Below are 26,038 nucleotides of genomic sequence, written 5' to 3' on the forward strand. Positions count from 1 at the left end.
ATTTGCCGCACGGACGGATTTCCGGCGCCGGAGCGTCCTATATCTGTAGGCACCCATCTCGGGACATCAAGGACCATCACATGAGCCAACCGATCGAGGACCACGACCTCGGTTTCCAACACGATCTGCCGAGGCTGATCGGTCGGCGCCGGGCCCTCTCCCTCCTGGGAGGTGTCGGCCTCGCGGCAGCCGGCGGCCTGCCGGCCCAGGCGGCCCGCTGCTTCGCCCTTCCCTGGGAAACCGAAGGCCCGTTCCCCGCCGACGGCTCGAACGGACGCGGCGGACGGGCCCTCAACCTGCTGCCCCAGGCCGGCGTGGTCCGCGACGACCTGCGTTCCTCCTTCGGCCCGATGATGCCGGTCGCCGACGGGGTCGCCCTGGAACTGGAGCTGACGCTGGTCAATGCCGATGGCTGCACGCCGCTGGAGGACCACGCGATCTACCTCTGGCACTGCGACGCGGCCGGCCGATATTCGCTCTACGATCTGCCCGACGCGAATTATCTGCGCGGGGTCGGCGTGACCGATTCCGACGGCGAGGTCGGCGTCACCACAATCGTCCCCGGCTGCTATGCCGGACGGTGGCCGCATATCCATTTCGAGATCTTCGAAAGCGCCGACGCGGCGGTCGCCGGTGCCCGCTCGCTGCTGACGTCGCAGATCGCCCTGCCGGAGATGGCAACCGCCGAGGTCTACAGGACCGGCGGCCCGTATGGCGACGCCCTGCGCAACCTGCGCCGCGTCGGCATACCCAGGGACACCGTCTTTCGCGACAACACCCCGCAGCAACTGGCGCAGCAGACCCTGTCGATGTCGGGAGACCCCGAGGACGGGTACACCGGAACGCTGACCATACCGGTCGATCTCAACGCCGACCGCCACTCTGCGGCCGGCCCGCGGCCGGGGGATGCGAGCGGCGCGCTGCCGCCCCCCACGCTGTTGAAGCGTTGAGGGGCGGTCGTCGGGCCTCGGACCGGCCAGAACGTCCTGTGGGCGGGAGTGCCCTGTCGGTCCGAACGTCCTGTCGGTCAGAACGTCTTGTCGGTTTGCGGCCGGTACCTGTTCTTCGGCGAGAAGCCGGAGCGGTCGGCATTGCGCGGGTCGCGCACCCAGACCTCTCGGTTCGGGTGCAGGCCGCCGCCGCGGGTCGCCGGCACCGCCGTGTGGCGGGCGCGGTGCAGCAGGCGGGTATCGGCGATGCCGCAGTTCGGGTGGATGCCGCCATTGTCGGCGACCTCCTTGTCCCACTTCGCCTGACGGGCCTCCCGCGTCGCCTTGTCGTTCAGGGCGGTGCAGGACAGCTCGTTGGTGTTGAGGTCGGCGACGATCTCGTCCCCGTCCTCGATCAGCGCGATCGGACCGCCGAGCGCGGCTTCCGGACCGACATGGCCGATCACCAGCCCCACCGAGCCGCCGGAGAAGCGGGCGTCGGTCATCAGGCCGACCGCGATGCCCCGCTCGCGGCACAGGGTGGTGATGCGCGAGGTCGGGTCCAGCATCTCCGGCATGCCCGGCGCGCCGCTCGGACCCTCGTAGCGCACGATGATCATGTCGTTGTTCTCGAAGCTGTCCGGGGTCTCGTCCAGCGCCTTGAGCAGGCCGGCCTCGCCCTCGAACACCCGCGCCTTGCCGACGAACTTGTTGTTCTCCAGCCCGACCTCGACGCCGGCGAGCTTCAGGATGGCGGAGAAGTCCGGGGACAGGTTGCCGCCCAGCACCCGCAGCCCACCGGTCGGCTTGTACGGATTTTCGACCGGGTAGATGACCTTGCCGTCCACCTTCTTGGTTTCCAGGCGCTCGACCTGCTCGGCCAGGGTCTCGCCGGTGCAGGTCAGCACGTCGCCGTTCAGCAGCCCGGCCTCCAGCAGCTCGCGCACGATCACCTGCACGCCGCCGACCGCGTCGATATCGACCATCGAATACTGGCCGTAGGGCCGCGCGTCGGTCAGCACCGGCACCACGTGCTGGGACAGGTGGTTGAACTCCTCCGGCGTGATGATCTCCTTCCAGAAATCGCCATAGCCGGCCGCCCGCGCGATCTCCGGCGCGTGCAGGGTGACGTTGGTCGAGCCGCCGATCGCCATGGACACGATCATGGCGTTGCGCAGGCTGTCGCGCACCACGATGTCGCGCGGCTTCAGATCCTTCTCGATCATGTTCGCCAGGTGCTTGACCAGCACCTCGGGGAACTCGGTCAGGCGGCGCGCATCGTCCGACGGCGGGGCGACCATCTCCAGCGGCTGCAGGCCGACCACGCCGATGAAGGTCTGCATCGTGTTGTAGGTGAACATGCCGCCGCAGCTGCCGAAGCCCGGGCAGGCGTGGCAGGAGATGTGGTGGCGGAACTCGGCGTCCGGATTGCCGGCGACCTGGTAGGCGCTGACGATGTCCAGCGCCTCGCCGGTGTTCGGATCGTGGCCCGGACGGATCGGCCCGTCGGACATGATGATGGCCGGCTGGTTGTGCTCCAGGATCGCCGCGAGCGTGCCGACCGGCGGCTTGTCGCAGGCGACGACGGCGATGGTGCCGGCCAGGCCCGTGGCCTCCAGATGCTCGCACAGCGCGTCATGGGTGACTTCGCGGCCGATCAGCGAGTAGCGCATCTCGCGGGTGCCGTTGCGGATGCCGTCGGAGGTGGCGATGGTGTATTCCGGCTGCACGAGGCGCAGGCGCAGCTTGTCGGCCTCGGAGCCGACATGGCTCTTCAGGGTCTGGTGGATCGCCTCGACCTTCGCCTGGACGCCGAGATAGCACTGGCTGTCGCCCTTGGTCCCGACCACGCCGACGGACGGCTCGTGGATCAGCTCCGGGTCGGTGCCGAGCTCGCGGGCGAGCCCGATGGTCTGGGCCGAGCGGCCCGGGTGGCGGTCGATCAGGACGGTTCTTGAGTTTTTCACAGGCGTTCCCTCTGGTCGGCACGAGACGGTCGGTTTTCCGGTTTGCGGCCCCTTGGCGGCGCCGCCCCCGATCCGGCCCGGATGGTAGTGCATGGCGCGGTATCCGGCCAAGGAGTGGAACCCCTGGAAAGCGTTGTCAATATGAGGTCGGCGCGGGACGCCTTTGCGCCGGCGTCCATCGGCGCGCGGCCGTTTTGCCGATCGGGGTGTTGTGCCGTGCGGCGGTCGGCGGGAAAGTAAGGGGACAGCCGCCACAAACGGATGCCCCATGTTCGATCTCACCCTCACCTTCGACAACGGCCCGGATCCGGAGGTCACGCCCCGCGTCCTCGACATCCTGCGGGCGCGCGGCCTGAAGGCGACCTTCTTCGTGGTCGGCCGAAAGCTGGAGCATCCGGACGGGCCCGGCCTGGTCCGCGCCGCGCTCGCCGACGGACACCGGATCGGCAACCACACCTATACCCACACCATTCCGCTCGGCGAGAACCTGGATCCCGACGTGGTCGAGGCGGAGATCGCCAGAACCGACCGCGCGCTGCGCGACACCGGGGCAGAGACCCGGCTGTTCCGGCCGTTCGGCGGCGGCGGCAATCTGGACGGGCGTCTGCTGCGGCGCTCGGTCGTCGACCACCTGACCGGCGAGGGCTATTCCTGCGTGCTGTGGAACGCGATCCCGCGCGACTGGGCCGATCCGGAGGGCTGGGTGGAGACCGCGCTGGCCCAGTGCAAGGCGCAGCCCTGGACCCTGATCGTGCTGCACGACCTGCCCACCGGGGCGATGGACCGGCTGGAGGAGTTCCTGGACAAGGCCACGGCGCTCGGCGCCCGGTTCCGCCAGGACTTCCCGGATGCCTGCGTACCGATCCGCGACGGCCGGATCGCCGCCCCGGTGGAGCCCTACATGTCGGACGCGGCCTGATCGGCCCGAGTTACGAGCCGATCAGAACTCCGCCACCTTGCCCCACGCCCCGGTGTCGAAGCGCGACAGCCGGTACTGGTCGGTGTCCACGTAGCTCGGCGTCCCAGTGACCATGTCGGCGATCATGTAGCCGGTGCCCGGGCCGATGCCGAAGCCATGGCCGCTGAACCCGGCCGCCAGGAGGCAGCCCGGCAGGCCCGGCACCTCGCCGATCACCGGCACCCCGTCGGGCGTGCTGTCGATATAGCCGGCCCAGCTCTGGGCGATGGTGGCGTCGCGCAGCCCCGGCATCACCCTGCGGGCCCGCGCCAGGGTCTCGTTCGTCACCCGACTCGAAGGCTTCGGGTCGAGGATCCGCGCCTTCTCCATCGGCGTCGGCTGGTCCATCACCCAGCGCACCATGGTCTCGTGGCCCCAGCACATACCTTGGAGACTGCCCGGCGAAACCGACTTCCGGCGCTTCAGCCACATCGGCATGAAGGGACCGGCGAAGCGCAGGGTCTGCAGGGTCGGATCGAGCTCGCCCCGACCGCCGATCGCCAGGGTAACGGTGCCGTCGGCGCGGCGGGTGATCGCGCTGTCCGGGGTGAAGACCGCATCGGGAATGTCCGTCGCCCCGGCGACCGACACCACGGTCGAACGGACGGTCGCCTGCGGGAAGCGGATGCCGTGCTGGCGGCAGAAGGACGAGGCCCAGGCGCCACCGGCCATGACGACCTGCGGTGTGCGGATCACCCCCTTCTCGGTGATCACGGCGCCGACCCGACCGGCATGAGCCTCCAGCCCGCGCGCGGCACAGGTCTGCACCACCGTGCCGCCGAACTTCTCAACCCCTTTGGCGAACATCGGGGCCGCCCGCGACGGGTCGGCGGTGCCGTCGCCGGGCGACCACACCCCACCCAGCCAGGTCTTGCCGGTGACGCCGCCGCGCTGCGCCAGTGCGGCACCGGACAACACGTGTGTCTCAACCCCCTGCCCCCTGGCGAAATCGCACCAAGCGCTCCAGGTGGCGAGTTGCTCCTCATCATCGGTCAGATAGGTCAGCCCGCAGCGGCGGAAACCCACATCCTCGCCGATCTCCCCGGGCAGCGCGTCCCACAGCGCCAGACTGCGGGTGGCCAGCGGCAGCTCGCGGGCGTCGCGGTTCTGCTGCCGGCACCAGCCCCAGTTCCGGCTCGACTGCTCGGCGCCGATCTGCCCCTTCTCCAGCAGCACCACCTTCACGCCGCGCCGGGCCAAATAATAGGCGGTGCAGGCACCGATGATGCCGCCGCCGATGACGACGACATCAGCCTCCTGCGGCAGGATATCGGACGTCTCGATGCGAACGATCGGCGCGGGCATGCGGATCTCCGTGGGTGGCGGGCGGCGGAGCGCGGGAGGCGGGACTGCGGAACCGGTCCGCAGCACGTCAGGCTAGAGCCAAATCCGACCATATTGAATCATTTCATGATTCAATATGGTCGGTGAATTTGTCTCTGAAACAATCAGATAGAGCAGATTCACGCACGTTGACGCGATCACGGAGTGATCCCGTCACCGCACGATCTGCTCTAGCGGGACGGCCGCGACTTCTCACCTGGTTTTCGCACCGCACAACGCCGGAGCATCGCCCCGCCGGGGCACCCCGCTCAGGCCGGTCCCTTCTACGGCCAGATCGCGTAGAGATAGCCCCCGTATCCCGCCAGCAGCAACGCGCCCTCCCGGCGACCGATCCGCAGTCCGGTATAGGCGAAGACCATCATCAGCACGGACACGCCGACCATCACCAGGTTGTCGAAGCCGACGATCTCGGCCGGCACCGTGCCGGGCGCGACCAGGGCGGTCATGCCGCCGATCCCGAGAATGTTGTAGATGTTCGAGCCGACGATATTGCCGAACGCCACGTCGCTCTGCCGCCGGATGCCGGCCATGACGGAGGTGACGAGTTCCGGCATCGACGTCCCGATCGCCACGATGGTCAGCCCGATCACCGTCTCCGAGATCTCAAGGTCGCGCGCGAGGGACACCGCGCCGTCGACCAGGAAATGGCCGCCCAGCACCACCAGCCCCAGGCCGAGGCCGGCGGTCGCCAGCGACAGCACCAGCGATCCGCCCGGCCCGGCCCCGGGCGACGCGCCGGGATCGGCGTCCTGCAGGGCCGCGCTCTTGTCGTAGACGGCGCCATGTCCATCCGGCACGGCGACCCGCTCCTGGCGGAAGGCGAGGTAGATATAGCCGGCCAGGGCCGCCAGGAAGGCCGCTCCGATCCCCGTCCCCATCGGCATCAGCGCGGACAGCCCGGCGAAGACCGCGACCACGGCCACCATCACGCCGCCGTCGCGCTTCAGGGCGCCCGACTGCACCGCGATCGGGCAGACCAGGGCGGCGATGCCGACGATCAGCAGGATGTTGGAGATGTTGGAGCCGACGATATTGCCGTAGGCGATCCCGGGCGCTCCGGCGAGCCCGGCCTGCAGCGAGGTGACCAGCTCCGGCATGGAGGTTCCGAACCCGACCAGCGTCAGGCCGATGACGAGCGGCGAGACGCCCAGGCGGGTGGCGACCTGAACGGCTCCGCGCACCAGCAGCTCGCCGCCAACGATCAGCAGCACCAGGCCGCCGAACAGCGGCATCCAGATTTCAAGCACGATGAATCAATCCCCCGGCACCCGCACCCGGCCTCCGCCGAGCGTCGATGCCCCCATATGGGGAGCCGCCCGCCGGCAGAGAATGGGACGGCGCGTCCGACGATCCGCTTTAATGCACAGAGCCCCGGCGGTGCACGGCGGCGGAACCCTCCGCGATCGGGAGCACGGCGGGCAAAAGAGAGAGCGGGCTGTTGGGGGTGGTGTGAGAATTGGCGGAGAGGATGTCCGACCAATGTTTAGCATTTCTGCGCACTACAGATCGATTCAGGACAAGTACCCATCATACAACCCATCAACGCGGCCCGGATAGCCGTGGATGCGTGTGGACAGCTTGCGGGGCGGATGACCACCGGAAGCCACGCGTGCTTGCTCCATCTCGAACGCCGGCGATATAATGAGACGATGCAGGGAAAGCGGCGGATTGTATCTTCAAAGGGACGTCTTCCAGGGCGGGCATTTAAAGGCCTTCATGCGCTGGTAAAAGATGAGGCCCTGTTCCAAAGGGGGATTGATCTAATCCGCCAAAGTCTCTCTCCAGCGATGTCGTTTTACCACGGCGACGACATGATTGCCTGGGGCCGAAATATGGGGTTCCTGGATGAGATGCCTGAATCCCCTAGCAGGGCCGACGTTCGGATCGCATGGCGAACGTATATTATCGAGAATCTTGCACGGCGCTGTGCGCGCTTGGATGGCGACCTGATGGAAATCGGCTGCTATCGAGGAGACACGGCAGCACGGGTGTTAGGTGCGGTTGACATGACCGGGAAGCGTTACTGGCTCTACGATCTGTTCGGTCATAACCCCGGCGATGCGCATCTCAAGCTAGCGTACCACATCGACGGTCTGGAGGCAGTGGTCAGGGGAAGATTTGAGGCGCGAGAAGATGTTCGCATTGTCGCCGGTTTAGTCCCTGAATCGCTGATAGATGGCCCCAGCGTAGTCTGTTTCGCGCATATCGATCTGAACAATGCGGGGGCCGAGGTCGGAGCCCTCGAATGGCTTCTGCCCCGTATGACCTTCGGTTCGGCAATCGTCTTCGATGACTACGGCTGGCAAGGGCTTTCAAACCAGAAGAAGGCCATAGACCAAGCGCTGGCAGATACAGAGCACCGGGTGATTGAGTTGCCGACCGGACAAGGTCTGCTCCTGCTTTAGGGGTGCCACTTCGACCACCTCTGATCCTCCGAAACACTCGGCTAGTCTGAAACTTTTTTTGGCGCCCTTTAGCAGAAGAAAAGGGGGGGCGGCGGTCTAGAGATGGTCCCTGTCGTTCGGACAGTTTGGCGGTTTGATTAAGCTATTCCCGGGTGTTGTTCATGCCGCCAGTCTGCTGCTTCCCGTTGCCGGGGCGCATCGCGATGTAGGTGATGTCGGCGCACCATACGTGGTTCGGCCGGTCGATCGTCAGGTGCCGGAGCAGATACTTGTAGGTCCGATGTGCCGGATGCGGCTCGCTTGTCCTGGGCTTCTGGTAGATCGCCGCGAGCACCATCTTCGCCATCAGGCGTCGAACGCGCTTGCGGCCGACGACATAGCCCCGGCGCGGCAGGTGCCGCGCCATCTGGCGGGCACCATAGAACGGCGTCTCCAGGAACTGCTCGTCGATCAGCCGCATCAATGCCAGATTCAGCGGCGTCTCACCGGTCGGCGCGTAGTAGAACGTCGAGCGGCCGATCGACACCAACCCGCATTGCCGCACGATCGACAAATGCGGATGCGCTGGATCGATCATCAGGCGTCTCCGGTCGACGCTCATCGACCGAAGGCTTTCGATAAAAAATCCTTCTCGATCACCAGTTGGCCGATCTTGGCGTGCAGCTTCGTCAGCTCCGCATCGCTCGTCGCCTGCACGGCCTCGGCCATGCCAGAGAACGTCCCGGCCATGCCCTCGATCGCCTGCTTCTTCCAGGCCACGATCATCGTCTGGTGGATCCCGTGCTTCGCCGACAACCCGGCCAGCGTCAACTCGCCCCGGATCGCCTCCAGGGCCACCTTCGCCTTGAAATCAGGCGTGTATCGCCTGCGAGTGACCTTGCCCATCCAATCCCGTCCTTCTCATCGACGGGAACAGCTGAACCGGCTGTCCGGATTTCGGGGGCCACCTCTGTTTTCGATGTCGGGGAGCGATAATGGGAGCGTGTGCCACCCGCGATATAAGATCGTATGATTTCAAAGGGAATTGGCGGAGGGGATGGCCGCCATTATGAGTTCCGATCCAATCCTTCATATTCCTATAACTATTTATTATTTATATATTTTCTGAGAATATTGTTCCCCTATCCTCTTGTGAGTTCCAGTGACTTTCGCCACTATGAGGGGGATAAAAAGGAGGATAAGAATTGTCACAAAAACCAGTCATAGCTCGTCCGACAGGGCTCACGGCGCTCTTCGTCGCCAACATAAAGGAACCGGGGAAGTACCACGACGGTCGTGGGAACGGCCTATTTCTCCGTATCGATCCAAAGGGCCGCAAACAGTGGGTTCAGCGGATCACTTTCGGCTCCAAGCGACGTGAAATTGGATTGGGTTCCTGCCCAACTGTCACACTGGCGATGGCCCGCGACGAAGCGCTGGAGAATAAACGGCGCGTTCGCCAGGGTTTGGACCCACTTGCGGAGAAGCGGAAGTCGCAGAAGGCCATGACCTTCTCCGATGCGATGGAACGCTATCTTGAGGTCAAGCTGAAAGAGTTCCGTAACGAGAAGCACCGCAAACAGTGGCGCTCATCGCTGGACGCTTACGCCATTCCGAAATTGCGCAATGTGCCGCTAGACGAAATAACGATGCAGCACGTTCAGAAAGTTCTAGAGCCGATATGGCTTGAGAAGACGGAGACAGCGCAGCGTCTTCGAGGACGCATCGAGAAGATCTTGGATTGGGCGACCGTGACCGAGCAACGGGAGGGCGAAAACCCGGCACGGTACAAGGGCAACTTGTCCGAGGTATTGCCGAAACCCGCGAGGATCACCAAGACGAAGCACCACCCAGCGCTCTCGATCAAGGGCGCACCGACATGGTGGGGCGCATTGCGGTCACGCACAGGCATTGCCGCCATGGCATTGCGCTTCGCCTGTCTTACAGCTGCGCGCTCCGGTGAAGTGCGCGGCATGACATGGGATGAAGTCGATCTGGATGAGGCACTTTGGATCATTCCGGCAGAGCGAATGAAGGGACAGCGTGAGCACCGAGTGCCGCTACCTGACGCAGCGGTCCAGATTCTCCGTGAAGTGCCGCGCATCGAAGGATCGGATTTCGTCTTTCCGGCTCCACGGGGAGGTAAGCTTTCCGACATGACCCTATCAGCGGTCATGCGCCGCATGCAGGACAACGAGGAAGCGGAAGGACGACCTGGATATCGGGATGAGCAGTCAGGACGCCCGGCCGTACCTCACGGCCTGCGTTCGACTTTCCGGGATTGGGCGGCGGAGCGAGGCTACGATCATATTCAAGCCGAACTTGCCCTGGCGCACACGGTTGGCACCAACGTCGAGCGCGCATATCGAAGGACGGACTTGCTGATCAAGCGTAGGCAAATGTTGGAGGATTGGAGCGACTTCCTCGAAAATCGCGGAGCGGCTTCTTCAACTCAATAAGGTGTTTCAGATTGATGAGGCCGTAAGCGAGAACCGCACAACCGGAATAATTCAGAACCACGCGTTTTGTTATGTATATAATCCCCCTGAAACAGCCATAACCACTCTATATATAATATAAATATCCCGCCTGCTGCTGCCATCGACTTGCCGGATCTCTTCAGCAGAAAAGGGATCTGCGCGGTGGTTACCGGCAGTCCTAACCACGTGTCGGTCCTGGTGCAGCTACACCGGAGCCGACGGGGTAATCAGGATCAACAGAGCGATCCCCGATCCCCTCAAAACTGCCGCCAACGGTCCCTGTCAAAGATCGATCGGGACAGACATAAGGCGGTGTTCAATGAGCGAACGCATTCTTCGCAGACCGGACGTTGAAGCCCTGGTCGGGCTCTCCTGCTCCACCCTGTACGCCATGATGGCCGATGGCACCTTCCCAAAGCCGATCAAGCTCGGTCGGCGAGCCGTTGGCTGGCGTGCAAGCGACATCGAAGCCTGGGTCTCCAGCCGTAACGTGCGGGAGGCTTAAACGATGACCGTCGCTATCGATCACATTAAAAGCCGCCAAACCGACTTCCGAGAAACCGCCGACGATTATCGGGGCGAGCTCTTCCGATTGGGCCGCTATCGGGTAGCCGTTTGCAGCTATGGCATCCAATGGCTTTTTCAGCGCCAGCGTCGCCGTTCTGCGGTTGGTGGAGCCGCATGGGACACGCTCGGCTATTGCGCGAGCCGAACCGGCCTAATCCGGCTCCACCGGGAGTACGGAGCGTCTGTGCACCATTCGCTGCGGCAGCTTCCCGAGCATTTCAAGCGGGATGGTCGGCAATGAGCGCGGCGCAATCAATCACCCGCGCCCTCAATGGCCGTTGGGATGGACGAAGAGGCATCGCCTGCTGTCCCGCTCATGAAGACCGAACACCGAGCTTGAGCCTCACCGATGCCGACGACGGGCGGCTGCTAATGTACTGCCATGCAGGGTGCAGTTTCACGGAGGTTGTCGACGCTTTGCGACGGAAGGGGCTGATCGAGCACCGGCGCTCGAATACACGGGTCAGTTCCGCCGAAGCTCGTCGGCACCGTGCCGTCGAGACGGACGCGATGAAGAAGCGTTCACGCATGGCGTGGAAGCTTTGGAACGCCGCTAGCCCAATAGCAGGGACGCTCGGCGAAACATACCTGAATGGACGGGGCATCGATTGCACACTGCCCGACACGCTCCGCTACATGGATTCCTGCTGGCATAGGGACTCGCAGAGCCTCCCCGCCATTGTCGCGCGTGTGGACGGTGGCGATGGGTTCGCAATCCAACGCACCTATCTGACCCCAGATGGAACCGCCAAGGCTGACCACGTAGAGGCGAAGCTTTCGCTAGGCTGCATGCGGGGCGGGGCGGTACGGCTTTGCTCAGGGTTCACGCGCCTAGTCGTGGCAGAGGGCATCGAGACCGCGCTCTCGCTGAGGTGCGGCCTGCTGGATCTTCCCGCTTCCATCTGGGCGGCCCTTGGAGCCAGCGGCCTTCGCAATCTCCGTCTGCCGCAAACTCCCGGTGAGCTGATCGTCGCCATCGACGGAGACCCAACAGGCTGGAATGCCGGGCGTGAGCTTGCGCGCCGCGCGTATGCAATCGGCTGGTCCGTGTCCCTCCTACCCGCACCGAACGGCACGGACTGGAACGACGTTCTCAGGGGAAAGGCGGTGGCAGCATGAACTATCAGCCTCAACCAACCGAACTTGAGGAAGAGTGGCCGGAACCGGCACCGAGATTCCTGCGAGAGACGCTTCCGCCGCCGCCTATGCTGCCACTGGAGGAGGTGTTCACCGCAAAGTGGGCGCATTGGATCGGCGCCGCGGCCGAAGCGAAGTCAGCACCTCCAGACTACGTCATGGGAGGCCTACTAGCCACCGTTGGGGCTGCGATCGGTAACAGCCGCTGGGTCTCGCCTTGGGCAGGATGGAGCGAACCGCCGATCATCTGGACAATGCTCATTGGTGCTCCGTCGAGCAACAAGTCGCCTGCGCTTGACGCCGTTCTGACACCATTGAAAGCGGTGGAACGAGAGGCACGCCAAGACAAGGAACGTGACCTGCGAGCGTGGGCCGACGCCGACGAAGTCGCAAAGCTGGCTGAGGCCGCCTGGAAAGAGCGGGCGAAGGCGGCCCTGAAGCAGGGCAAAAAGGCACCACCCAAACCGACTGAGGCCCACCTTGGTCCGGAGCCGCACTTACCATGCCTAGTCGTCACAGACAGCACGGTCGAGCGATTGGGTGTCATTCTTGCGAACCAGACACGCGGTACCTTGATGGCACGGGATGAGCTCTCCGGCTGGCTTCTGGGCATGACCCGCTATGCCGGCGGTGGCTCCGACCGTCCATTCTGGCTCGAAGCCTATGGTGGCCGCAGCTACCGTGTGGAGCGCATCGGACGCGATCCAGCCTATGTCGAACGGCTGTCGGTTGGAGTTACCGGATCAATCCAGCCTGACCGGCTTCGAAGCCTCCTGATCAAATCTGACGATGACGGATTGCTCGCTCGCTTCCTGCCGATATGGCCCGACGCAGCGTCGCTCAAGCGACCAGCGGTCGGACCAGATGAGCCCTTCATCGAGCACGCCCTACGGCTTCTGCATGGCCTGCGTTTGGCAACAGACGATCAAGGCCAACAGCGACCTTGGCTCCTCCCATTCACAGAAGAGGCTTGTCAGTTGCTCGATGCATTCCGCATCGCTGTGCGCAGTTGGGAAGATGGAGCCGACGGGCTGGTGTTGTCGTTTATCGGCAAACTGCCGGGGCTCGCGGCACGCTTGGCGCTGATCCTGGTGCATCTCGACTGGCTTTCTGGAGAATCGGATGAGCCGCACGAGATTAGCGCGCACCATTTCAGGCGCGCTTCATGCCTTGTGGAAGCCTACGCCCTGCCGATGGCACGCCGGGCATACGGCGACGCATCCCTTCCACAGGATGACAGAGCCGCTCTGAGGTTGGTGGAGACGCTTCGGGAGAAGAGGTGGAGCCGGTTTACCTCCAGGGACGTTCTGCGGTTGGACCGGGCGGGTTTGGGCACTGCGAGGGAACTAAACCCCGTGCTCAGCACCCTGGAGGCCAATTGGATCATCCGCGCGGTTGAAGAGCGCAGTGGCTCCCAAGGGGGACGGCCCAGTCGGGTCTACAAAGTCAATCCCGTTCTCCATCGAGACCAAAAATGACGATCCGGCGACGAAATATAGCTTCATCTTCAGGAGCCTCGACAAAACCGACTTTTCCGACAGAACGTGACGGTCTGGCGGGGCGACCGTCAGGCAGTTGTGTCGGTTAAGTCGGATCTGTCACCCATAGGCCCTGTCAAATCACCACAAAAGCACTGAAGGCGACAGAAGATGACGCAACGAAAGTCACTCTAGACTACATTCGCCGTCTCCGGGCGAGTTCTCGAAGGCGATGGTAACGATGGTCGTCTTCGAGAACAGGTTCTGCTCGCAGCATCTGATCTAAGCAATCACCCAATTCGCGCCCAATCCACCCTTGCTCGCCTATGATTAAATCGAGCAACAATAGTGTCTCTTGCGGAAAGCTACAGCCCTTCCCAGAATCACGCAAAAGCTTTAAAATAAAAGCAAGGTGGCTTATTTCCTGAAGCCAGTCTTTCACTTCAAATACGGCTGAAGGAAATTCATCACCAGTATAGAGAACTAGCCTTACCAAAGATTCAGAAATGCTTGATGTCGCTAAATCGCGAGATTTAGGCCAGATCTGTTGCCAGAATGGTTTTGCGCGGTTTCTCCAGTAGTCTTCGCGTTGATCCGCTGCTCCTTCAATCGCCTGTGACAACGCTCTTGCGGCATGTTCGAGTCCTTCTCGCGGCAGCGAACCAAATGCAGAACGAAATTCTTCAATTGTGTAGTCGCCTACTGGCCCTAATGCAGCATAAGTCAAAAAAGCCGAATACTGCTGACCGTACTCCCCAAGATCGTCAAAATGATTTGCGCATTCCAAAAATTCTAGCTTCAAAGCTCCAAGCAACGGTTCGTATAATCGAGGGGACCATAGAAATCCTTGCCAAACAGATCTTGCCTCTTCAGGATTATTCCATTTAAAGAAAGGTAGAATATTCTCCTCAGTCCACGTGCGATCTACTCGAAAGAGCGCGATTAAACGCGAAGCAAGAACAACGCGCCCATGGCGGTATCGATGCACCCCTGGGTCGCATACGCTAGTGAAGACAGGTTTGATTGTATCTGGCAGGAGGTCGTTATCATTTGGCTCTTGCCTAAACCACATATTGATCAAGGACAATAAAGTCCGACCAATCGGGTGGTTGATTGCTTCTGTTACAGGTTGGTCAATTGGCTGACCGTTCCGTGTGATACCAGTGGCTGTATCAAGTGGCATCGCCAACACACGACCACTGAGGTTGAGCATTACGTCATCGTGACGGTCGGTTACCTTGGACGCAGATTCCATCCACCAGGTAACGGCGTGAGCTACCTCGTGAAGTTCTCGATCGGGCATTGTCTGCACCAAGGGAGCAGCGTGGCGCCAGGACCGTAAAACACCCCCTTCTTCGGACCAAGCCTGCAAAGCCTGACGCCATCTTGCGACCGGCCACACGCCTTCTTGACCCAAATCACACAAAGCGAAAAAACTGTGGAAGAAACGGGTACGGCAGACCTCCCGCCAAGTGTCCTCGTAGAACACTCGTCCTTCAGGAACGGGTTTCGCCAGCCAACCCACGAGATCACGACGTGTTCGCGGAGCAATGTCTACATCACGGCTGTCTTCATAATCTGGGTCGCCCGTTCCGCTCATCCAATGTGAAAATTCATCACGCTCATCGGCTGCCAATTGCCATTTTGGATTGGCATCGGAAAGCTCCCTCAGCCGATCTTCTGCAAGCGCTCCCAGTCCGAGCCCCGACACATTGAGTTTGGACAGATGCAGCCAAACCGATCGATCCACCAAATCTTGCCATTCATCTTCCGCCAGATCAGGCAAATACATTTCGCGAGGCGGACCAGCCAAGATCGCTGACTCGAGACGCTTCTGCTGATCTTCTGAAAGTTCGCCCCCTCGCAACACGATTAACCTATAGACTTCACGCTGCGTTTCGACGGCCCACAACCACCAACTGCCGTCGGCTAACAGCCAACGCACCCAGCGATCGGGCTCTATCCGGCTTTCCTGACTGGCAGCAAATAACGCTAAACGCTTGAAAGTAGGGTACGGAAAGTCAAACCATGCGAGGGCAATCCCAATTGCCCGTTCGTTATCCTTAGTGAGCACGCTCAGCCAAGCATCACGCAATAGTTCAATCAGAGTCACCCAGTCATGAAATCCTCGATTCTGCCAATGCGGCGAAATGGAGGGCAGATCCCAAAATGACCGATCACGAAAATCAGTAGCCCCACCTAACTCCCGCGCCAGATCCAAAGCATCACGTAGTAGTTGCTGAAAGTCATCCAGTAGGTGGGGAAAGACCGACTTCCAATGCTCATCGTCAGTATCTGGGATGACCGAGCGAACATGATCAGCCGATAACACAAGTTCCCAGTCGACAAGCTGGTCCTTTTGATCTCCAACATCCTCCTCTACGTTATCATCGAGCCATCGAAATGGTTTCTTTAACGCTACCTTGGGAGAAATCAGTTCTCGTAACTCTAAGCGAAGAGTTGCAGATAACCCCGCTAACTTGAGTCTCTCATTCCAGCGGAATAGATCTGGGTCATGCCACGGCGATTTTAGCCGTCCGCTGAGCAGCAAGTTCCACAAAGTCCTCATGAAAGGGCTAGGGATAGCATTTGGTGCCTGTGAACGGATCTCATCCAGTTCAGACAGCTTGTTGTCACGCTCTAGGGATGTCAGTTGCTTCAGTGCATCTTCGATGAACCATGCCCATCGGTCGTGGAGTTGACCTCCACGTTGCGCAATCCAAAGGATCAACCTTGGATCGCCCAAGTGACGAGTCAGCCATCGGGCTAGATGAGACATCACATCGTCCCAATGGCTACTGGCGATTCCGCCAAAGGCCAGCACCATGGGGGGCGCGCGGTCATATGGCACTGGTCGATTAACCAGGCTGAAACTTAACGTGTCGTCCACAACATCACGAGGCGGCACGTCAAAACGAACCAAGTCTAAATGTCCAAACCGGTCCTCTGAGAAGGCTTCAAGCAACCAATCCAAGGAGGGGACGGGATTAAAATCTGCGAACCGCTTCGCCGGTATTCCGGACTTGTCCGACAATGCCCACAGCATTCGACCAACATAGTCGTCTTGCTGTGTGCTGTTCTGCGGTCGTGCTAACGCATGTTTTACGACAATTGATTCTTTTCCTTGGACGCCATCGCGATAGGTATTCGCCCAAGCCTGGAGAGTCTGATGCAGGATGGAATGGTTATTAGTTCCAGCGGGCACATCATAGAGAATGGGCGTGACACCTTTGGCTTCCCACTCGATCGTCTTTTGCTTCTGATTTGCCGGCGCACAGTCGCCTAACGCCCAAGCTTCAGGCGTGACTTCGCCGAGCATCCGATCGGCGGCCAGCGCGTCCATCATGTATCGGAGCACAGGGTCGTTGATACTGTAGCCTACAAAACAAACCGTATAGTTTCGAAACAGTTCGCTGACAAACCGTGCAGCCCACCGTTCTGTAAGGTAGGCAAGACCGAAGTCACCACTTGTTATGACTAGCCGATTGAGAGCCGTTTCGTCGGGTTTCTGAGGCAGTAGGCCATGGAGATAGACCACCCCATCCCAACGGCTGCTTTTTGGTATCGGGAGCATAGGCGCAGCGTATGTCTGGAGAGTTTGGCGAGTCCGTCTTGCTGCCGCATGGAAGACGCGATCGAAATTTGTGGTGACCAACCGCATTGATCCTTCTCGGCTCCGCGCAAGCCGAAGAAGGGCTACATGTGTGTCGACTGCTCCTTTCCTGCGAAGCTTCGGCTCTAATACCTCAGCCAGCTTACTTCTAACCGCCATACGTTGGCCTGGAAGGCGCCGCTCTAGGAGATCAAGCGCTGCGTCAAACTGCTTACGGTCCAAAGCCTCCTGCTCAATGGCCGTAGGAGTTGTGCCGTTCAACGAGTATATCTCCGTCACCAGCCCCTCAAAGCCGGGCAGGCCTGCTGGATAAGAAATACCGGCGCCACAGAAAAAAACGACGCGACCCTCTTCGTGCGCTTGCAGAAGCGCATCAGGAATATCCGGGCCATTAGTCGTAAACTGCAAGGTGTGCGTACCTCCGAGACTGTTTTACAGAATAAAGAACCGAACCATCATATTCTATGATGAATTGAAAAAGATGGCCGTTCCTGGCTACGCGGCTTCGATCCCTGCGACATCTCACATGACCTGCTATCCGCTTGTCCAAAACCAGAGGAGATCGTCAGCAAGCCGACGCAGGGCGATGTTCTGCTCAGCTAGATCGGGCATACCGGACGCGTTCTGTGGATCGGGTTGCGATCGCGAAAAAATGCGGACGTCCGTTCTCCAGCTCGTTAGTGACCTTCATGACCCAGCCTGCCAACGCTAGCGCTTGGCTGCATCCCAGCGTAACCCATCGACAGAACGCTTGAGACAAGTGACGCCGCACACATTTGGCACGATGCGAATTGAAGCCCAAGGCGATCGATCTCGAAATTCCTCGCATACTTTTGCGAGCTAGCTACGGCAAGGGGCGAGGCGCACGGCCGTGAGGCCAAGGGGACAAGCAGGGGGATACAAGCCTGTCCCAGTCCAAATTCTCAATATTTTTAATTAGTTACAAAATAAGTTGGCGGAGGGGATGGGATTCGAACCCACGATAGGGGTTTCCCCCTATAACGGTTTAGCAAACCGCCGCCTTCAGCCACTCGGCCACCCCTCCGCCGGGAGGGCGTTCGGGGGACGGTTTCCCGGCCCCCGCACGGCGTATGCGCGCCCCTTCTACGGGCCGCCGGCCGCCGCCGTCAAGCGTCCTGCATCGGCCGGACAGGGACGGGCGCCGGAAGCCCGCCTCCCGCCGCCTCGCGAGCCGCTCAGAAGTCGAGCGCCTGGGTCAGGTCCTCGATCAGATCCTCCGTCGCCTCGATGCCCACCGCCAGACGGATCAGGTCGTCCGGCACCGGCGAGTCCGGACCCTCGGTGGAGCGCCGGTGCTCGGCCAAGCTCTCGGTGCCGCCCAGCGAGGTGGCGCTGGTGAACACCGCCATCCGGCGCATGGTCTCCAAAGCCGCCTCCTTGCCGCCGGCCACCTGGATCGACAGCATGCCGCTGAACCCGCCCTGCATCTGCCGGGCCGCCACCGCGTGGCCCGGATGGTCCGGCAGGCCCGGATAGAGCACATGGGTGACCTTGGGATGGGCCTGCATCGCCTGGGCGATCGCCAGGGCGTTCTCGCAGGCCTTGCGCACGCGGATGTGCAGGGTGCGCATGCCGCGCAGCAGCAGCCAGGCCTCCTGCGGACCGATCACCATGCCCAGGTCCTTGCGCACCATGCGGATGCGCTGCCAGAAGTCGTCGTCGCGGGCGGTGATCAGCGCGCCGGCCAGCACGTCGCTATGGCCGTTCAGGAACTTGGTCGCCGAATGCATGACCAGGTCGGCGCCATGCTCCAGCGGCCGGGTCAGCACCGGGGTGGCGACGGTGGAATCCACCGCCAGCCGGGCGCCGGCCGCATGGGCGATCTCCGCCGCCGCGGCGATGTCGACCACGTTCCACAGCGGGTTGGCCGGGGTCTCTACCCAGACCAGCTTGGTCTCGCCCGGCCGCATGGCGGCGCGCAGGGCGTCCAGATCGCCGGCCGACACGTACTGGACCTTCAACCCCCAATGGGTGGCGAAGTCGTTCAGCCAGGCGCGCACGCCCCAGTACAGCACGTCCTGCACCACCACATGGTCGCCCGGTCCCAGCGCCAGGAAGGGGGCCGTCACCGCCGACATGCCGGAGGCCAGGACCAGCGCCTCCTCCCCGCCCTCCAGCCGGGCCAGCAGCGCCTCGACCTGGGCGTAGGTCGGGTTGTCGGTGCGGGTGTAGTTGTAGCCGGGGCCGACGATGCCGCCGGGCGGGCGCTCGAAGGTGGTGGCGCTGTGGATCGGCGGCACCAGGGCGCCGTTCTCCGGGTCGATGAACCCGAGCGCCTGGGCGGCGAGGGTCTCGGGGGCGAGCGGCCGGTTGGTCTTCATGTAACAATCCTCAAGGCGTGGATGGCGTGGGCGGCAGCGCGAAATAGCGCTGCGGCGACAGAAGGCCCGCCAGACGGGCGCGGGTCACGGTTTCCTGATGCGCGTCGGGATCGGCGATCAGCAGGGCGGTGCCGGGCGGCAGGCCGGCATCGGCCAGCAGGGCGGCCAGCGCCTCCGCCGTCTCCCGCCCCCCACCGGCCGGAAGGATCCCGCACGCCGCCGTGCGCCAGCCGGCCGACCGGACAGTGGCCGCCAGCGCGTCGGCCACCGCCCCGCGGGCCGGGCCGCCCGTCGGGGCCGGGGCGACCAGGACGATCTCCGGGCGGGACAGCCCGGCGAGCTTCTCCGCCACCTCTTCCCGCAGCGCCAGGCTCCCCTCGGCGGCGATCCTCGGGCCGAAGGCGCCATAGGCGATCACGGCGCGCGACAGGACCACGATCAACGTCCGGGGCGTGGCCCCGGCATGGGCCAGCACGGCGGCATAGGTGGGATAGTCGAGGCCCAGCTCGGCGGCACGGCGCAGGCGGATCGCCAGCACCTCGCGCGACGGCGCCCTGCGGGACTTCGCGGTCGCCTTGCGCCAGCAGAACGCGTTCCAGCTCGCCGGCGACGGCAGCGGCGGGCCGCCATTGTGGCCGAGCAGCGACTGGAACGCCGTGTCGCGCCCTCGCACATGCCTGAATTTCGGTTTGCGCCCGCGCATTCGTCTCTCGATTTCCACGATAGTGATGATATATTCCACTAATGAGGAATCAATGACAAGAGACGATCCGGCGCTCGACCTGGCGGCCCTGGGTCTGCGGATCCGGGCCATGCGCAAGGGCCAGTCCCTGACCCTGGCGGAGCTCGCCGGACGGGCCGAGATCAGCCTCAGCATGCTGTCTTCGGTCGAACGCGGCGAGAAGGCGGCGACCGTCCTGGTGCTGCACCGCATCGCCACGGGCCTCGGCACCTCCATCGCCCGGCTGGTGGAGGACGAAAGCCCGGCCCGCGCCGTGGTGCTGCGCCGGAGCGATCAGGTCGTGGTCCCCGGACCCGGCGACTGGACCCGGCGGATCCTCTCACCGGTCATTCCCGGCGTCGAGTTCGAGATGATGCAGACCACGATTCCGCCCGGGGTCGATACCGGTACCTACGGCCCGCATCCGGCCGGCTCGCACGAGTATCTGATGGTGGAGGCCGGGACGCTGACCCTGACCCTGGACGCGGAAACCCACCGGCTGGGGGCCGGCGACTCGATCTATTACGACGGCGCCTGCCGCCACGGTTACCGCAACGATGGCGAGGCGCCCTGCCGGTATGTCCTGGCGATGATGGTCCGGCGGCCGCGGTGATAGCGAAACCGGTGATGGCGAAACCGGCGACGGCAGAAACCGGCGACGGCAGAAACGGCAGCGGCGCCATCGAGGGATGACGCCGCGCGATCGTTCGTTGGGGCCCGGTGCCCCGTCGGGGCCGCTCAGGCCCGCATCATGTCGCCGCAGTCGCCGCAGCCGAGCTTGGTGGTGGCGCGGCGGCCGAGCGCCGACCGGGCCGTGGCATAGAGCCAGCGGCCCATTCCCAGGGTCATCGCTGCGATCGCCTGGGACCGCAGCAGGCGGCCATGGCTGACGGCCCGGTCGATAACCTTCGGCGGGATAGCGGCGGTGCTCCAGCGGTCGGTCCCGGCAGCCTCGGTCACACCGGCCGCTGCCGCGCCGCTCTGGACATGCGTCAAGTCGATGCTGGTCATCTCTACCTCCGTGAATCCGGTGCCTGGAAATGCTCTCGGCGCCGTTGTGAGACCGAGATGTAAAACTTTTCAGGGGGTATTTAATCAAGTAAGATGGCACCGAATTCATGCTCCGGATGAATTAATTCTGGGCGGTTAAGGGGATGGTTCCGCTATGGACGTACTGACCGGAATGTCGATTTTCGCGGCCGTTGTGGAGAACAACAGCCTGGCGGGGGCGGCACGGCACATGAACCTGTCGCCGTCGGTCGTCTCCAAGCAGCTTTCCGCTCTGGAGGACCGGCTCGGCGTGCGGCTGCTGAACCGCACGACGCGGCGGGTGAGCCTGACCGAGGTCGGCTCCGCCTATTACGACCGATGCAAGCGGATCCTCGCCGATGTGGACGAGGCCGAGGCGGCGGTGACCACGGCACATAGCTCGCCGCGCGGGCTGCTGAAGATCACGGCCCCCTCGACCTTTGCGCACCGCCATGTCGCCCCGCACCTGCCCGGTTTCCTCGACCGCTTCCCCGAGGTGCAGGTGCAGCTGCTGGTGGCCGACCGCCTGGTCGATCTGGTGGAGGAAGGCGTCGATCTCGCCATCCGCATCGCCCAGCTCAAGGACAGCTCGCTGATCGCGCGCAAGCTCGCCCCGAACCACCGCAAGCTGGTCGCCTCGCCGACCTATCTGGAGAAGTGGGGCGTGCCGGCCAAGCCGGAGGACCTGTCGGACCACGCGCTCATCACCCTGCAGCCGGGCAGCCCGATCAACGACTGGCACTTCCGCGTCGACGGCGAGGAGAAGATCGTGCGCGCCCGCGGCACCATCGCCACCAATCACGGGGATTCGATTCTGGCCCTGGCCCTGTCCGGCGCCGGCCTGACCATGCTTGCCGCCCATGTGGCGGGCGAATACGTGCAGGACGGCCGGCTGGTCTCGGTACTCGACGACCTGGTCAGCGAGGACGTGCCGATCTACGCCGTCTACCCGTCGAACCGGCACCTGTCGCCCAAGGTCCGCGCCTTCGTCGACTATCTGGTGGAGATGTACGGCCCCCGCCCCTACTGGCTCGACCGCACCGCCACCCGCGGCCGGGACGCCGCCGAGTAAGGTTTCGGGAACACCCTCTCCAAACGCACAGCCCGGCACAAGGCCGGGACGTGACGGAAGGGAAAAAGGGGAAAGAGACGCCGGCTCCGTCCGCCAAGATGGCCGGTTGAAATCCCCGCGCTGCAGGGGCACCGTCCTCCACGACATAACGAGACCCGTGGAGGACGACGACGATGGCCCGCTGGCTGAAGACCGCCCGCTCTGATGAGGAACGCCAGGAGGACGACGCCAAGGTGCGCGCCGTCGTCGAGGCGACGCTGGCGGATATCGCCAAGCGCGGCGACGCCGCCGTACGCGCGCTGTCGGAGAAGTTCGACAAGTGGTCGCCCGACAGCTTCAAGCTGAGCGAGGCGCAGATCGAGCAGGCCCTGGCCGAGCTCGATCCGTCCGATCTCGACGACATCCGCTTCGCCCAGACCCAGATCCGCACCTTCGCCGAACACCAGAAGGCCGCCCTGCAGGACATCGAGGTGGAGACCATGCCGGGCGTCATGCTCGGCCATAAGAACATCCCGGTGAATGCGGTCGGCTGCTACGTGCCCGGCGGCAAGTACCCGCTGGTCGCGTCGGCCCATATGAGCGTGGTGACCGCCAAGGTCGCCGGCGTGAAGCGCATCATCACCTGCGCCCCGCCCTATCAGGGCCGCCCGAACCCGGCGATCGTCGCCGCCCAGCACCTCGGCGGGGCCGACGAGATCTACTGCATCGGCGGCATCCAGGCGGTGGGCGCGATGGCGCTCGGCACCGAGACCATCGGCGGCGTCGACATGCTGGTCGGGCCGGGCAACGCCTTCGTCGCCGAGGCCAAGCGCCAGCTCTTCGGCCGGGTCGGCATCGACCTGTTCGCCGGGCCGACCGAGACCCTGATCGTCGCCGACGAGACCGTGGACGGCGAGATCTGCGCCGTCGACCTGCTGGGACAGGCCGAGCACGGCCCGACCTCTCCGGCGATCCTGGTGACCAATTCTGAGAAGCTGGCCCGCGATACCATGGCCGAGGTGGAGCGCCAGCTTAAGACGCTCGCCACGGCGGAGATCGCCGCACAGGCCTGGCGCGACTACGGCCAGGTGATCGTCTGCGAGGATCTGGCCGAGATGGCCAAGGTGGCCGACGAGATCGCCAGCGAGCACGTGCAGATCATGACCGCCGACGACGACTATTTCCTGAACACCATGACCAATTACGGCGCCCTGTTCCTCGGCCCGCGCACCAACGTCTCCTATGGCGACAAGGTGATCGGCACCAACCACACGCTGCCGACCATGAAGGCGGCGCGCTACACCGGCGGCCTTTGGGTCGGCAAGTTCATGAAGACCTGCACCTACCAGCGGGTGCTGACGGACGAGGCCAGCGTCAAGGTCGGCGAGGTCTGCTCGCGGCTCTGCGCCCTGGAGGGCTTCGCCGGGCACAAGGAGCAGGCCGATATCCGCGTGCGCCGCTATGGAGGCAGGAATGCCTGAGCAGACGGGCGACGACAGGCCGATCCGGGTCGCCCACCGCTTCCGCCTGGACGGCAAGCGGGTGCTGGTCACCGGCGCCGGCAAGGGGCTGGGGGCGGCCTGCGCCGAGGCGATCGCCGAGGCCGGGGCGCATGTGATCCTGCTGAGCCGCTCCTCCGAACCGCTGGACCGGGTGAAGGCGAAGATCGAGGCGCAGGGCGGCTCGGCCGACACGGTGGTGCAGGACGTCACGGATATCGAGGGCACGCGGGCGGCCCTCGAGGAGATCGGGCCGGTGGACGGGCTGGTGAACAACGCCGGCTCGAACCAGCCGGAGCCGTTCACCCAGGTCTCGGTGGAGACCTATGACCGGCTGTTCGGCGTGAACGTACGGGCCTGCTTCTTCGTCGCCCAGGCGGTTGTGACGGCGATGATCGACGCCGGCATCAAGGGGACGATCGTCAACATGTCGTCCCAGATGGGCCATGTGGGCGCGCCGAACCGCACGGTCTACTGCGCCGGCAAGCACGCGGTGGAGGGCTTGACCAAGGCGATGGCCTGGGACCTGGGCGGCCATGGAATCCGGGTGAACACGGTCTGCCCGACCTTCGTGGAGACGCCGCTGACACGGCCGTTCTTCGAGGATCCGGCGTTCAAGGCCGACACCCTGTCGCGGCTCGCGCTGGGAGAATTGGGGCAGCTGGAGGACGTTGCGGCGGCGACGCTCTACCTGATCTCGCCGGCCTCGGGGTCCGTGACCGGGTCGTCGGTGATGGTCGACGGCGGCTGGACGGCGCGGTGACCCAATTCTCCAGCAGCATATCGTCGCCCCGGCGTACGCCGGGATGACGGGTATCATCGATTGGGCCGCCCGGGCTTAACTGCCGCCTCAGCCCCGGCGGTCGGCGTCCGCGTCGGTGCCGGCGATGACCCCGCCATAGACGGCACCCACGGTGCCCGACACGGCGTGGGTCGGACGGCCGGCCATCTCGCTGGCGGCCTGCTGCTGCTCGACGGACCAGCGGACCTGGAACTCGTCGTGATACTTGACCTTGTAGTAGCTCTGATAGGTGGCCACCGGTATCTCCATCGCTGGGGTGTTACCTTTGAAGGTGTTACCCAGGAAGATGCGTCGGGTCCGGGCGCGCTTCCAGCGCAGATACCGCAATGCAGCATTGCTGTGCCCGCATCATTGAACGCCGAAAAGCCGGCTTTCGGCCGGCTTGGTTAATAATTCAAAGATGACGGGACGGAACCCCGCTCAGGGCAGCCAGTCGGCGATGACGTAGGGAACCCGGTCGCGCGGCACCTCGGGATGATGCCAGGTATAGACCTTCTGCGCCGCCTCGAAGGCCACGCGCTCATCGGCGCCGTTCTCGCGCATCTGCGCGTAGGTACGTGTAACCGCCTGGTGACAGGCGGCACTGGGGCTACAGGCGACGATCTCTCGTACGTCCGTCATGATGGCTTCCGACTCAGTGCTGCTTTTTCCGGCGGGTGCCGAACAGCTCCAGATGATGATCCACAAGATCGAAGCCGAGGTCGCGGGCGATCCGCTTCTTCAGGTCTTCGAGTTCCTGATTATAAAACTCCAGAACCTCGCCGGTCTCAACATCAATCATATGATGATGGTGGTCTTCCGGGCCGGATTGCGGCTCGTAGCGGGCCCGGCCGTCGCCGAAATCCCGCTTGGAGACGATATCCATCTCCTCGAACAGCTTCATCGTGCGGTAAATCGTCGCCATGGAGATCGTCGGATCGACCTCCTTGACCCGATCGTACAGCGCTTCGGCATCGGGATGATCCTCCGCCGCCGACAGCACGCGGGCGATCACCCGGCGTGGCTCGGTCATGCGCAGCCCGCGCTTGGCACACAGATCCTCGATCCGCGTTTCCACGGCGTCTGTGTCCTTTACCGGAATCTGAACCGCCACTGGCCCGTCCTCAGCCTGCCCCAACACTCTGGATAACCTCGGCCTTGCCGGCCTTCATGTCGAACTTCAACCGGTCGACGGTGCCGAGGTCGGTGCCGGTGACGCGCACGAAGCGCGCGCCCTCCGGATAGTCGATCGCATGGATCGCGCCCACGTCATATAGGCCGGCATGGCCCGGCGTCAGGCGGTAGGTCTTCACTTTTTCGATCGAGGCCTCGCCGGCACCCGCGCCGCCATCGACACGGCGGTACTCGCTCATGTCGGTATACTTGGTCGCCTGACCGTAGATCGCCCAGGAAGAGCCGTGATCATGCGGCGGCGACTGGCGCGGCGCGTCGTTGATATGGGCCAGCACGACGAAATCGAAGTCCGGATCGCGATAGATCTGGTGCACTCCGATTTCGGCCTGGGGGCCGCAGGTCTGCTCGACGAATTCTTTGTTCTGCAGCAGCTTCTCGAGCTGCGCGCGGATCCGCTCCCTGCCGGCCGGGCCGGAATCGGCCGACAGCGCATCGTGAGCGTCCTGGCAGAACTGTTCAAAGGAATAGGCCATCTCAGCGTCCTGGAAGGGAAAACCGCATCGCTTCCCAAACCCTACGCCAACCGGCGCCATGCCTCAACAGAGTTGAGGCAATGGGTGCGAT

At 63.4% G+C, this 26,038-nt stretch carries 23 protein-coding genes, 1 tRNA gene and 1 pseudogene; 12 read left to right on the forward strand and 13 right to left on the reverse strand.

The window, feature by feature from the left end:
* Positions 1-80 precede the first annotated feature (80 nt).
* A complete protein-coding gene (locus G578_RS24125; protein ID WP_051243519.1) occupies positions 81-950 on the forward strand; it encodes a dioxygenase family protein in 870 nt (289 codons plus the stop codon).
* A gap of 77 nt (positions 951-1,027) precedes the next feature.
* Here G578_RS24125 and G578_RS0101295 read toward each other — a convergent pair whose 3' ends face one another.
* The gene (locus G578_RS0101295; RefSeq protein WP_028792716.1) at positions 1,028-2,896 is read right to left on the reverse strand and encodes a dihydroxy-acid dehydratase domain-containing protein; all 1,869 of its coding nucleotides are present in this window, start codon (positions 2,894-2,896) and stop codon (positions 1,028-1,030) included.
* Between the two features lie 268 nt (positions 2,897-3,164).
* On the opposite strand from G578_RS0101295, the gene G578_RS0101300 reads away from it, so the two are divergent.
* A complete protein-coding gene (locus tag G578_RS0101300) occupies positions 3,165-3,815 on the forward strand; it encodes a polysaccharide deacetylase family protein (RefSeq protein ID WP_028792717.1) in 651 nt (216 codons plus the stop codon).
* Positions 3,816-3,836: 21 nt separating this feature from the next.
* On the opposite strand, the gene G578_RS0101305 is transcribed toward G578_RS0101300, so the two are convergent.
* Together G578_RS0101305 and G578_RS0101310 are read right to left on the reverse strand one after the other, a co-directional pair.
* Positions 3,837-5,159 carry an NAD(P)/FAD-dependent oxidoreductase gene (locus tag G578_RS0101305; protein ID WP_028792718.1) on the reverse strand — a complete coding sequence of 441 codons (1,323 nt, stop codon included), beginning with the start codon at positions 5,157-5,159 and terminating at the stop codon, positions 3,837-3,839.
* Positions 5,160-5,461: 302 nt separating this feature from the next.
* On the reverse strand, positions 5,462-6,445 hold the full coding sequence (locus G578_RS0101310) for a calcium/sodium antiporter (RefSeq protein WP_028792719.1): 984 nt from the start codon (positions 6,443-6,445) through the stop codon (positions 5,462-5,464).
* A 342-nt stretch (positions 6,446-6,787) separates the two neighbouring features.
* Between G578_RS0101310 and G578_RS0101315 the strand changes: the two genes are divergently transcribed.
* Complete coding sequence (locus G578_RS0101315; RefSeq protein ID WP_156907161.1) at positions 6,788-7,603, forward strand: class I SAM-dependent methyltransferase; 816 nt, start codon at positions 6,788-6,790, stop codon at positions 7,601-7,603.
* Positions 7,604-7,790: 187 nt separating this feature from the next.
* On the opposite strand, the pseudogene G578_RS30090 reads toward G578_RS0101315, so the two are convergent.
* Positions 7,791-8,488: pseudogene (locus tag G578_RS30090) on the reverse strand (IS3 family transposase); the annotation flags it as partial.
* Between the two features lie 299 nt (positions 8,489-8,787).
* Between G578_RS30090 and G578_RS0101330 the strand changes: the two are divergent.
* From G578_RS0101330 to G578_RS24135, 5 genes are all read left to right on the forward strand, one after another.
* Positions 8,788-10,041 (forward strand): tyrosine-type recombinase/integrase, encoded by a 1,254-nt coding sequence (locus tag G578_RS0101330; protein ID WP_156907162.1) that lies wholly within the window; start codon positions 8,788-8,790, stop codon positions 10,039-10,041.
* 340 nt (positions 10,042-10,381) lie between these two features.
* Positions 10,382-10,567 (forward strand): helix-turn-helix transcriptional regulator, encoded by a 186-nt coding sequence (locus tag G578_RS0101335; RefSeq protein WP_051243526.1) that lies wholly within the window; start codon positions 10,382-10,384, stop codon positions 10,565-10,567.
* A gap of 3 nt (positions 10,568-10,570) precedes the next feature.
* Positions 10,571-10,870: a hypothetical protein gene (locus tag G578_RS29315; RefSeq protein ID WP_156907163.1), complete on the forward strand. Its 300-nt coding sequence runs from the start codon at positions 10,571-10,573 to the stop codon at positions 10,868-10,870.
* A 95-nt stretch (positions 10,871-10,965) separates the two neighbouring features.
* Complete coding sequence (locus G578_RS0101340) at positions 10,966-11,748, forward strand: DUF7146 domain-containing protein (RefSeq protein WP_211228830.1); 783 nt, start codon at positions 10,966-10,968, stop codon at positions 11,746-11,748.
* A complete protein-coding gene (locus G578_RS24135; protein ID WP_084618604.1) occupies positions 11,745-13,244 on the forward strand; it encodes a YfjI family protein in 1,500 nt (499 codons plus the stop codon). Before G578_RS0101340 ends, G578_RS24135 begins: the two co-directional genes overlap by 4 nt.
* Positions 13,245-13,440: 196 nt before the next feature.
* On the opposite strand, the gene dsr1 is transcribed toward G578_RS24135, so the two are convergent.
* The 4 genes from dsr1 to G578_RS28040 form a co-directional block, all read right to left on the reverse strand.
* Complete coding sequence (gene dsr1 / locus G578_RS28895) at positions 13,441-17,265, reverse strand: anti-phage defense-associated sirtuin Dsr1 (RefSeq protein ID WP_084618644.1); 3,825 nt, start codon at positions 17,263-17,265, stop codon at positions 13,441-13,443.
* A 545-nt stretch (positions 17,266-17,810) separates the two neighbouring features.
* Positions 17,811-17,902 (reverse strand) — tRNA-Ser (locus G578_RS0101365).
* Between the two features lie 151 nt (positions 17,903-18,053).
* Entirely contained in the window at positions 18,054-19,199 is a 1,146-nt protein-coding gene (locus tag G578_RS0101370) for a trans-sulfuration enzyme family protein (protein ID WP_028792726.1), read from the reverse strand.
* Between the two features lie 10 nt (positions 19,200-19,209).
* Positions 19,210-19,902, reverse strand: coding sequence for a hypothetical protein (locus G578_RS28040; protein ID WP_051243529.1), 693 nt, complete (start codon positions 19,900-19,902; stop codon positions 19,210-19,212).
* A gap of 52 nt (positions 19,903-19,954) precedes the next feature.
* On the opposite strand from G578_RS28040, the gene G578_RS0101380 reads away from it, so the two are divergent.
* Complete coding sequence (locus G578_RS0101380) at positions 19,955-20,533, forward strand: helix-turn-helix domain-containing protein (RefSeq protein ID WP_038012999.1); 579 nt, start codon at positions 19,955-19,957, stop codon at positions 20,531-20,533.
* A 125-nt stretch (positions 20,534-20,658) separates the two neighbouring features.
* Here the strand turns inward: G578_RS0101380 and G578_RS0101385 are convergent, their stop codons facing one another.
* Positions 20,659-20,931 (reverse strand): hypothetical protein, encoded by a 273-nt coding sequence (locus G578_RS0101385; RefSeq protein WP_028792728.1) that lies wholly within the window; start codon positions 20,929-20,931, stop codon positions 20,659-20,661.
* Positions 20,932-21,103: 172 nt separating this feature from the next.
* Here G578_RS0101385 and G578_RS24145 point away from each other — a divergent pair, with 172 nt between their 5' ends.
* The 3 genes from G578_RS24145 (at position 21,104) to G578_RS0101400 (ending at position 24,262) form a co-directional block, all read left to right on the forward strand.
* Positions 21,104-22,021 (forward strand): LysR family transcriptional regulator, encoded by a 918-nt coding sequence (locus tag G578_RS24145; RefSeq protein WP_245565535.1) that lies wholly within the window; start codon positions 21,104-21,106, stop codon positions 22,019-22,021.
* Positions 22,022-22,194: 173 nt separating this feature from the next.
* Positions 22,195-23,481 (forward strand): histidinol dehydrogenase, encoded by a 1,287-nt coding sequence (gene hisD / locus G578_RS0101395; RefSeq protein ID WP_028792729.1) that lies wholly within the window; start codon positions 22,195-22,197, stop codon positions 23,479-23,481.
* On the forward strand, positions 23,474-24,262 hold the full coding sequence (locus G578_RS0101400; protein WP_051243532.1) for an SDR family NAD(P)-dependent oxidoreductase: 789 nt from the start codon (positions 23,474-23,476) through the stop codon (positions 24,260-24,262). Before hisD ends, G578_RS0101400 begins: the two co-directional genes overlap by 8 nt.
* An 87-nt stretch (positions 24,263-24,349) precedes the next feature.
* Here the strand turns inward: G578_RS0101400 and G578_RS28045 are convergent, their stop codons facing one another.
* From G578_RS28045 to G578_RS0101420, 4 genes are all read right to left on the reverse strand, one after another.
* On the reverse strand, positions 24,350-24,538 hold the full coding sequence (locus G578_RS28045; protein ID WP_051243535.1) for a hypothetical protein: 189 nt from the start codon (positions 24,536-24,538) through the stop codon (positions 24,350-24,352).
* 183 nt (positions 24,539-24,721) lie between these two features.
* Positions 24,722-24,922 (reverse strand): hypothetical protein, encoded by a 201-nt coding sequence (locus tag G578_RS29320; protein ID WP_139189204.1) that lies wholly within the window; start codon positions 24,920-24,922, stop codon positions 24,722-24,724.
* Between the two features lie 13 nt (positions 24,923-24,935).
* On the reverse strand, positions 24,936-25,358 hold the full coding sequence (locus G578_RS0101415; RefSeq protein ID WP_028792732.1) for a Fur family transcriptional regulator: 423 nt from the start codon (positions 25,356-25,358) through the stop codon (positions 24,936-24,938).
* Positions 25,359-25,404: 46 nt separating this feature from the next.
* Complete coding sequence (locus tag G578_RS0101420) at positions 25,405-25,947, reverse strand: cupin domain-containing protein (protein WP_028792733.1); 543 nt, start codon at positions 25,945-25,947, stop codon at positions 25,405-25,407.
* Between the last annotated feature and the right edge of the window lie 91 nt (positions 25,948-26,038).

Source organism: Thalassobaculum salexigens DSM 19539, assembly GCF_000423805.1.
Classification (GTDB): Bacteria; Pseudomonadota; Alphaproteobacteria; order Thalassobaculales; family Thalassobaculaceae; genus Thalassobaculum; species Thalassobaculum litoreum.

Coding starts and splice junctions, on each gene's coding strand:
- G578_RS24125 (WP_051243519.1), top strand. CDS start 81: ATGAGCCAACCGATCGAGGACCACGACCTCGGTTTCCAACACGATCTG.
- G578_RS0101300 (WP_028792717.1), top strand. CDS start 3,165: ATGTTCGATCTCACCCTCACCTTCGACAACGGCCCGGATCCGGAGGTC.
- G578_RS0101305 (WP_028792718.1), bottom strand. CDS start 5,159: ATGCCCGCGCCGATCGTTCGCATCGAGACGTCCGATATCCTGCCGCAG.
- G578_RS0101315 (WP_156907161.1), top strand. CDS start 6,788: ATGACCACCGGAAGCCACGCGTGCTTGCTCCATCTCGAACGCCGGCGA.
- G578_RS0101335 (WP_051243526.1), top strand. CDS start 10,382: ATGAGCGAACGCATTCTTCGCAGACCGGACGTTGAAGCCCTGGTCGGG.
- G578_RS29315 (WP_156907163.1), top strand. CDS start 10,571: ATGACCGTCGCTATCGATCACATTAAAAGCCGCCAAACCGACTTCCGA.
- G578_RS24135 (WP_084618604.1), top strand. CDS start 11,745: ATGAACTATCAGCCTCAACCAACCGAACTTGAGGAAGAGTGGCCGGAA.
- G578_RS0101370 (WP_028792726.1), bottom strand. CDS start 19,199: ATGAAGACCAACCGGCCGCTCGCCCCCGAGACCCTCGCCGCCCAGGCG.
- G578_RS28040 (WP_051243529.1), bottom strand. CDS start 19,902: ATGCGCGGGCGCAAACCGAAATTCAGGCATGTGCGAGGGCGCGACACG.
- G578_RS0101380 (WP_038012999.1), top strand. CDS start 19,955: ATGACAAGAGACGATCCGGCGCTCGACCTGGCGGCCCTGGGTCTGCGG.
- G578_RS0101385 (WP_028792728.1), bottom strand. CDS start 20,931: ATGACCAGCATCGACTTGACGCATGTCCAGAGCGGCGCGGCAGCGGCC.
- G578_RS24145 (WP_245565535.1), top strand. CDS start 21,104: ATGTCGATTTTCGCGGCCGTTGTGGAGAACAACAGCCTGGCGGGGGCG.
- hisD (WP_028792729.1), top strand. CDS start 22,195: ATGGCCCGCTGGCTGAAGACCGCCCGCTCTGATGAGGAACGCCAGGAG.
- G578_RS0101400 (WP_051243532.1), top strand. CDS start 23,474: ATGCCTGAGCAGACGGGCGACGACAGGCCGATCCGGGTCGCCCACCGC.
- G578_RS29320 (WP_139189204.1), bottom strand. CDS start 24,922: ATGACGGACGTACGAGAGATCGTCGCCTGTAGCCCCAGTGCCGCCTGT.
- G578_RS0101420 (WP_028792733.1), bottom strand. CDS start 25,947: ATGGCCTATTCCTTTGAACAGTTCTGCCAGGACGCTCACGATGCGCTG.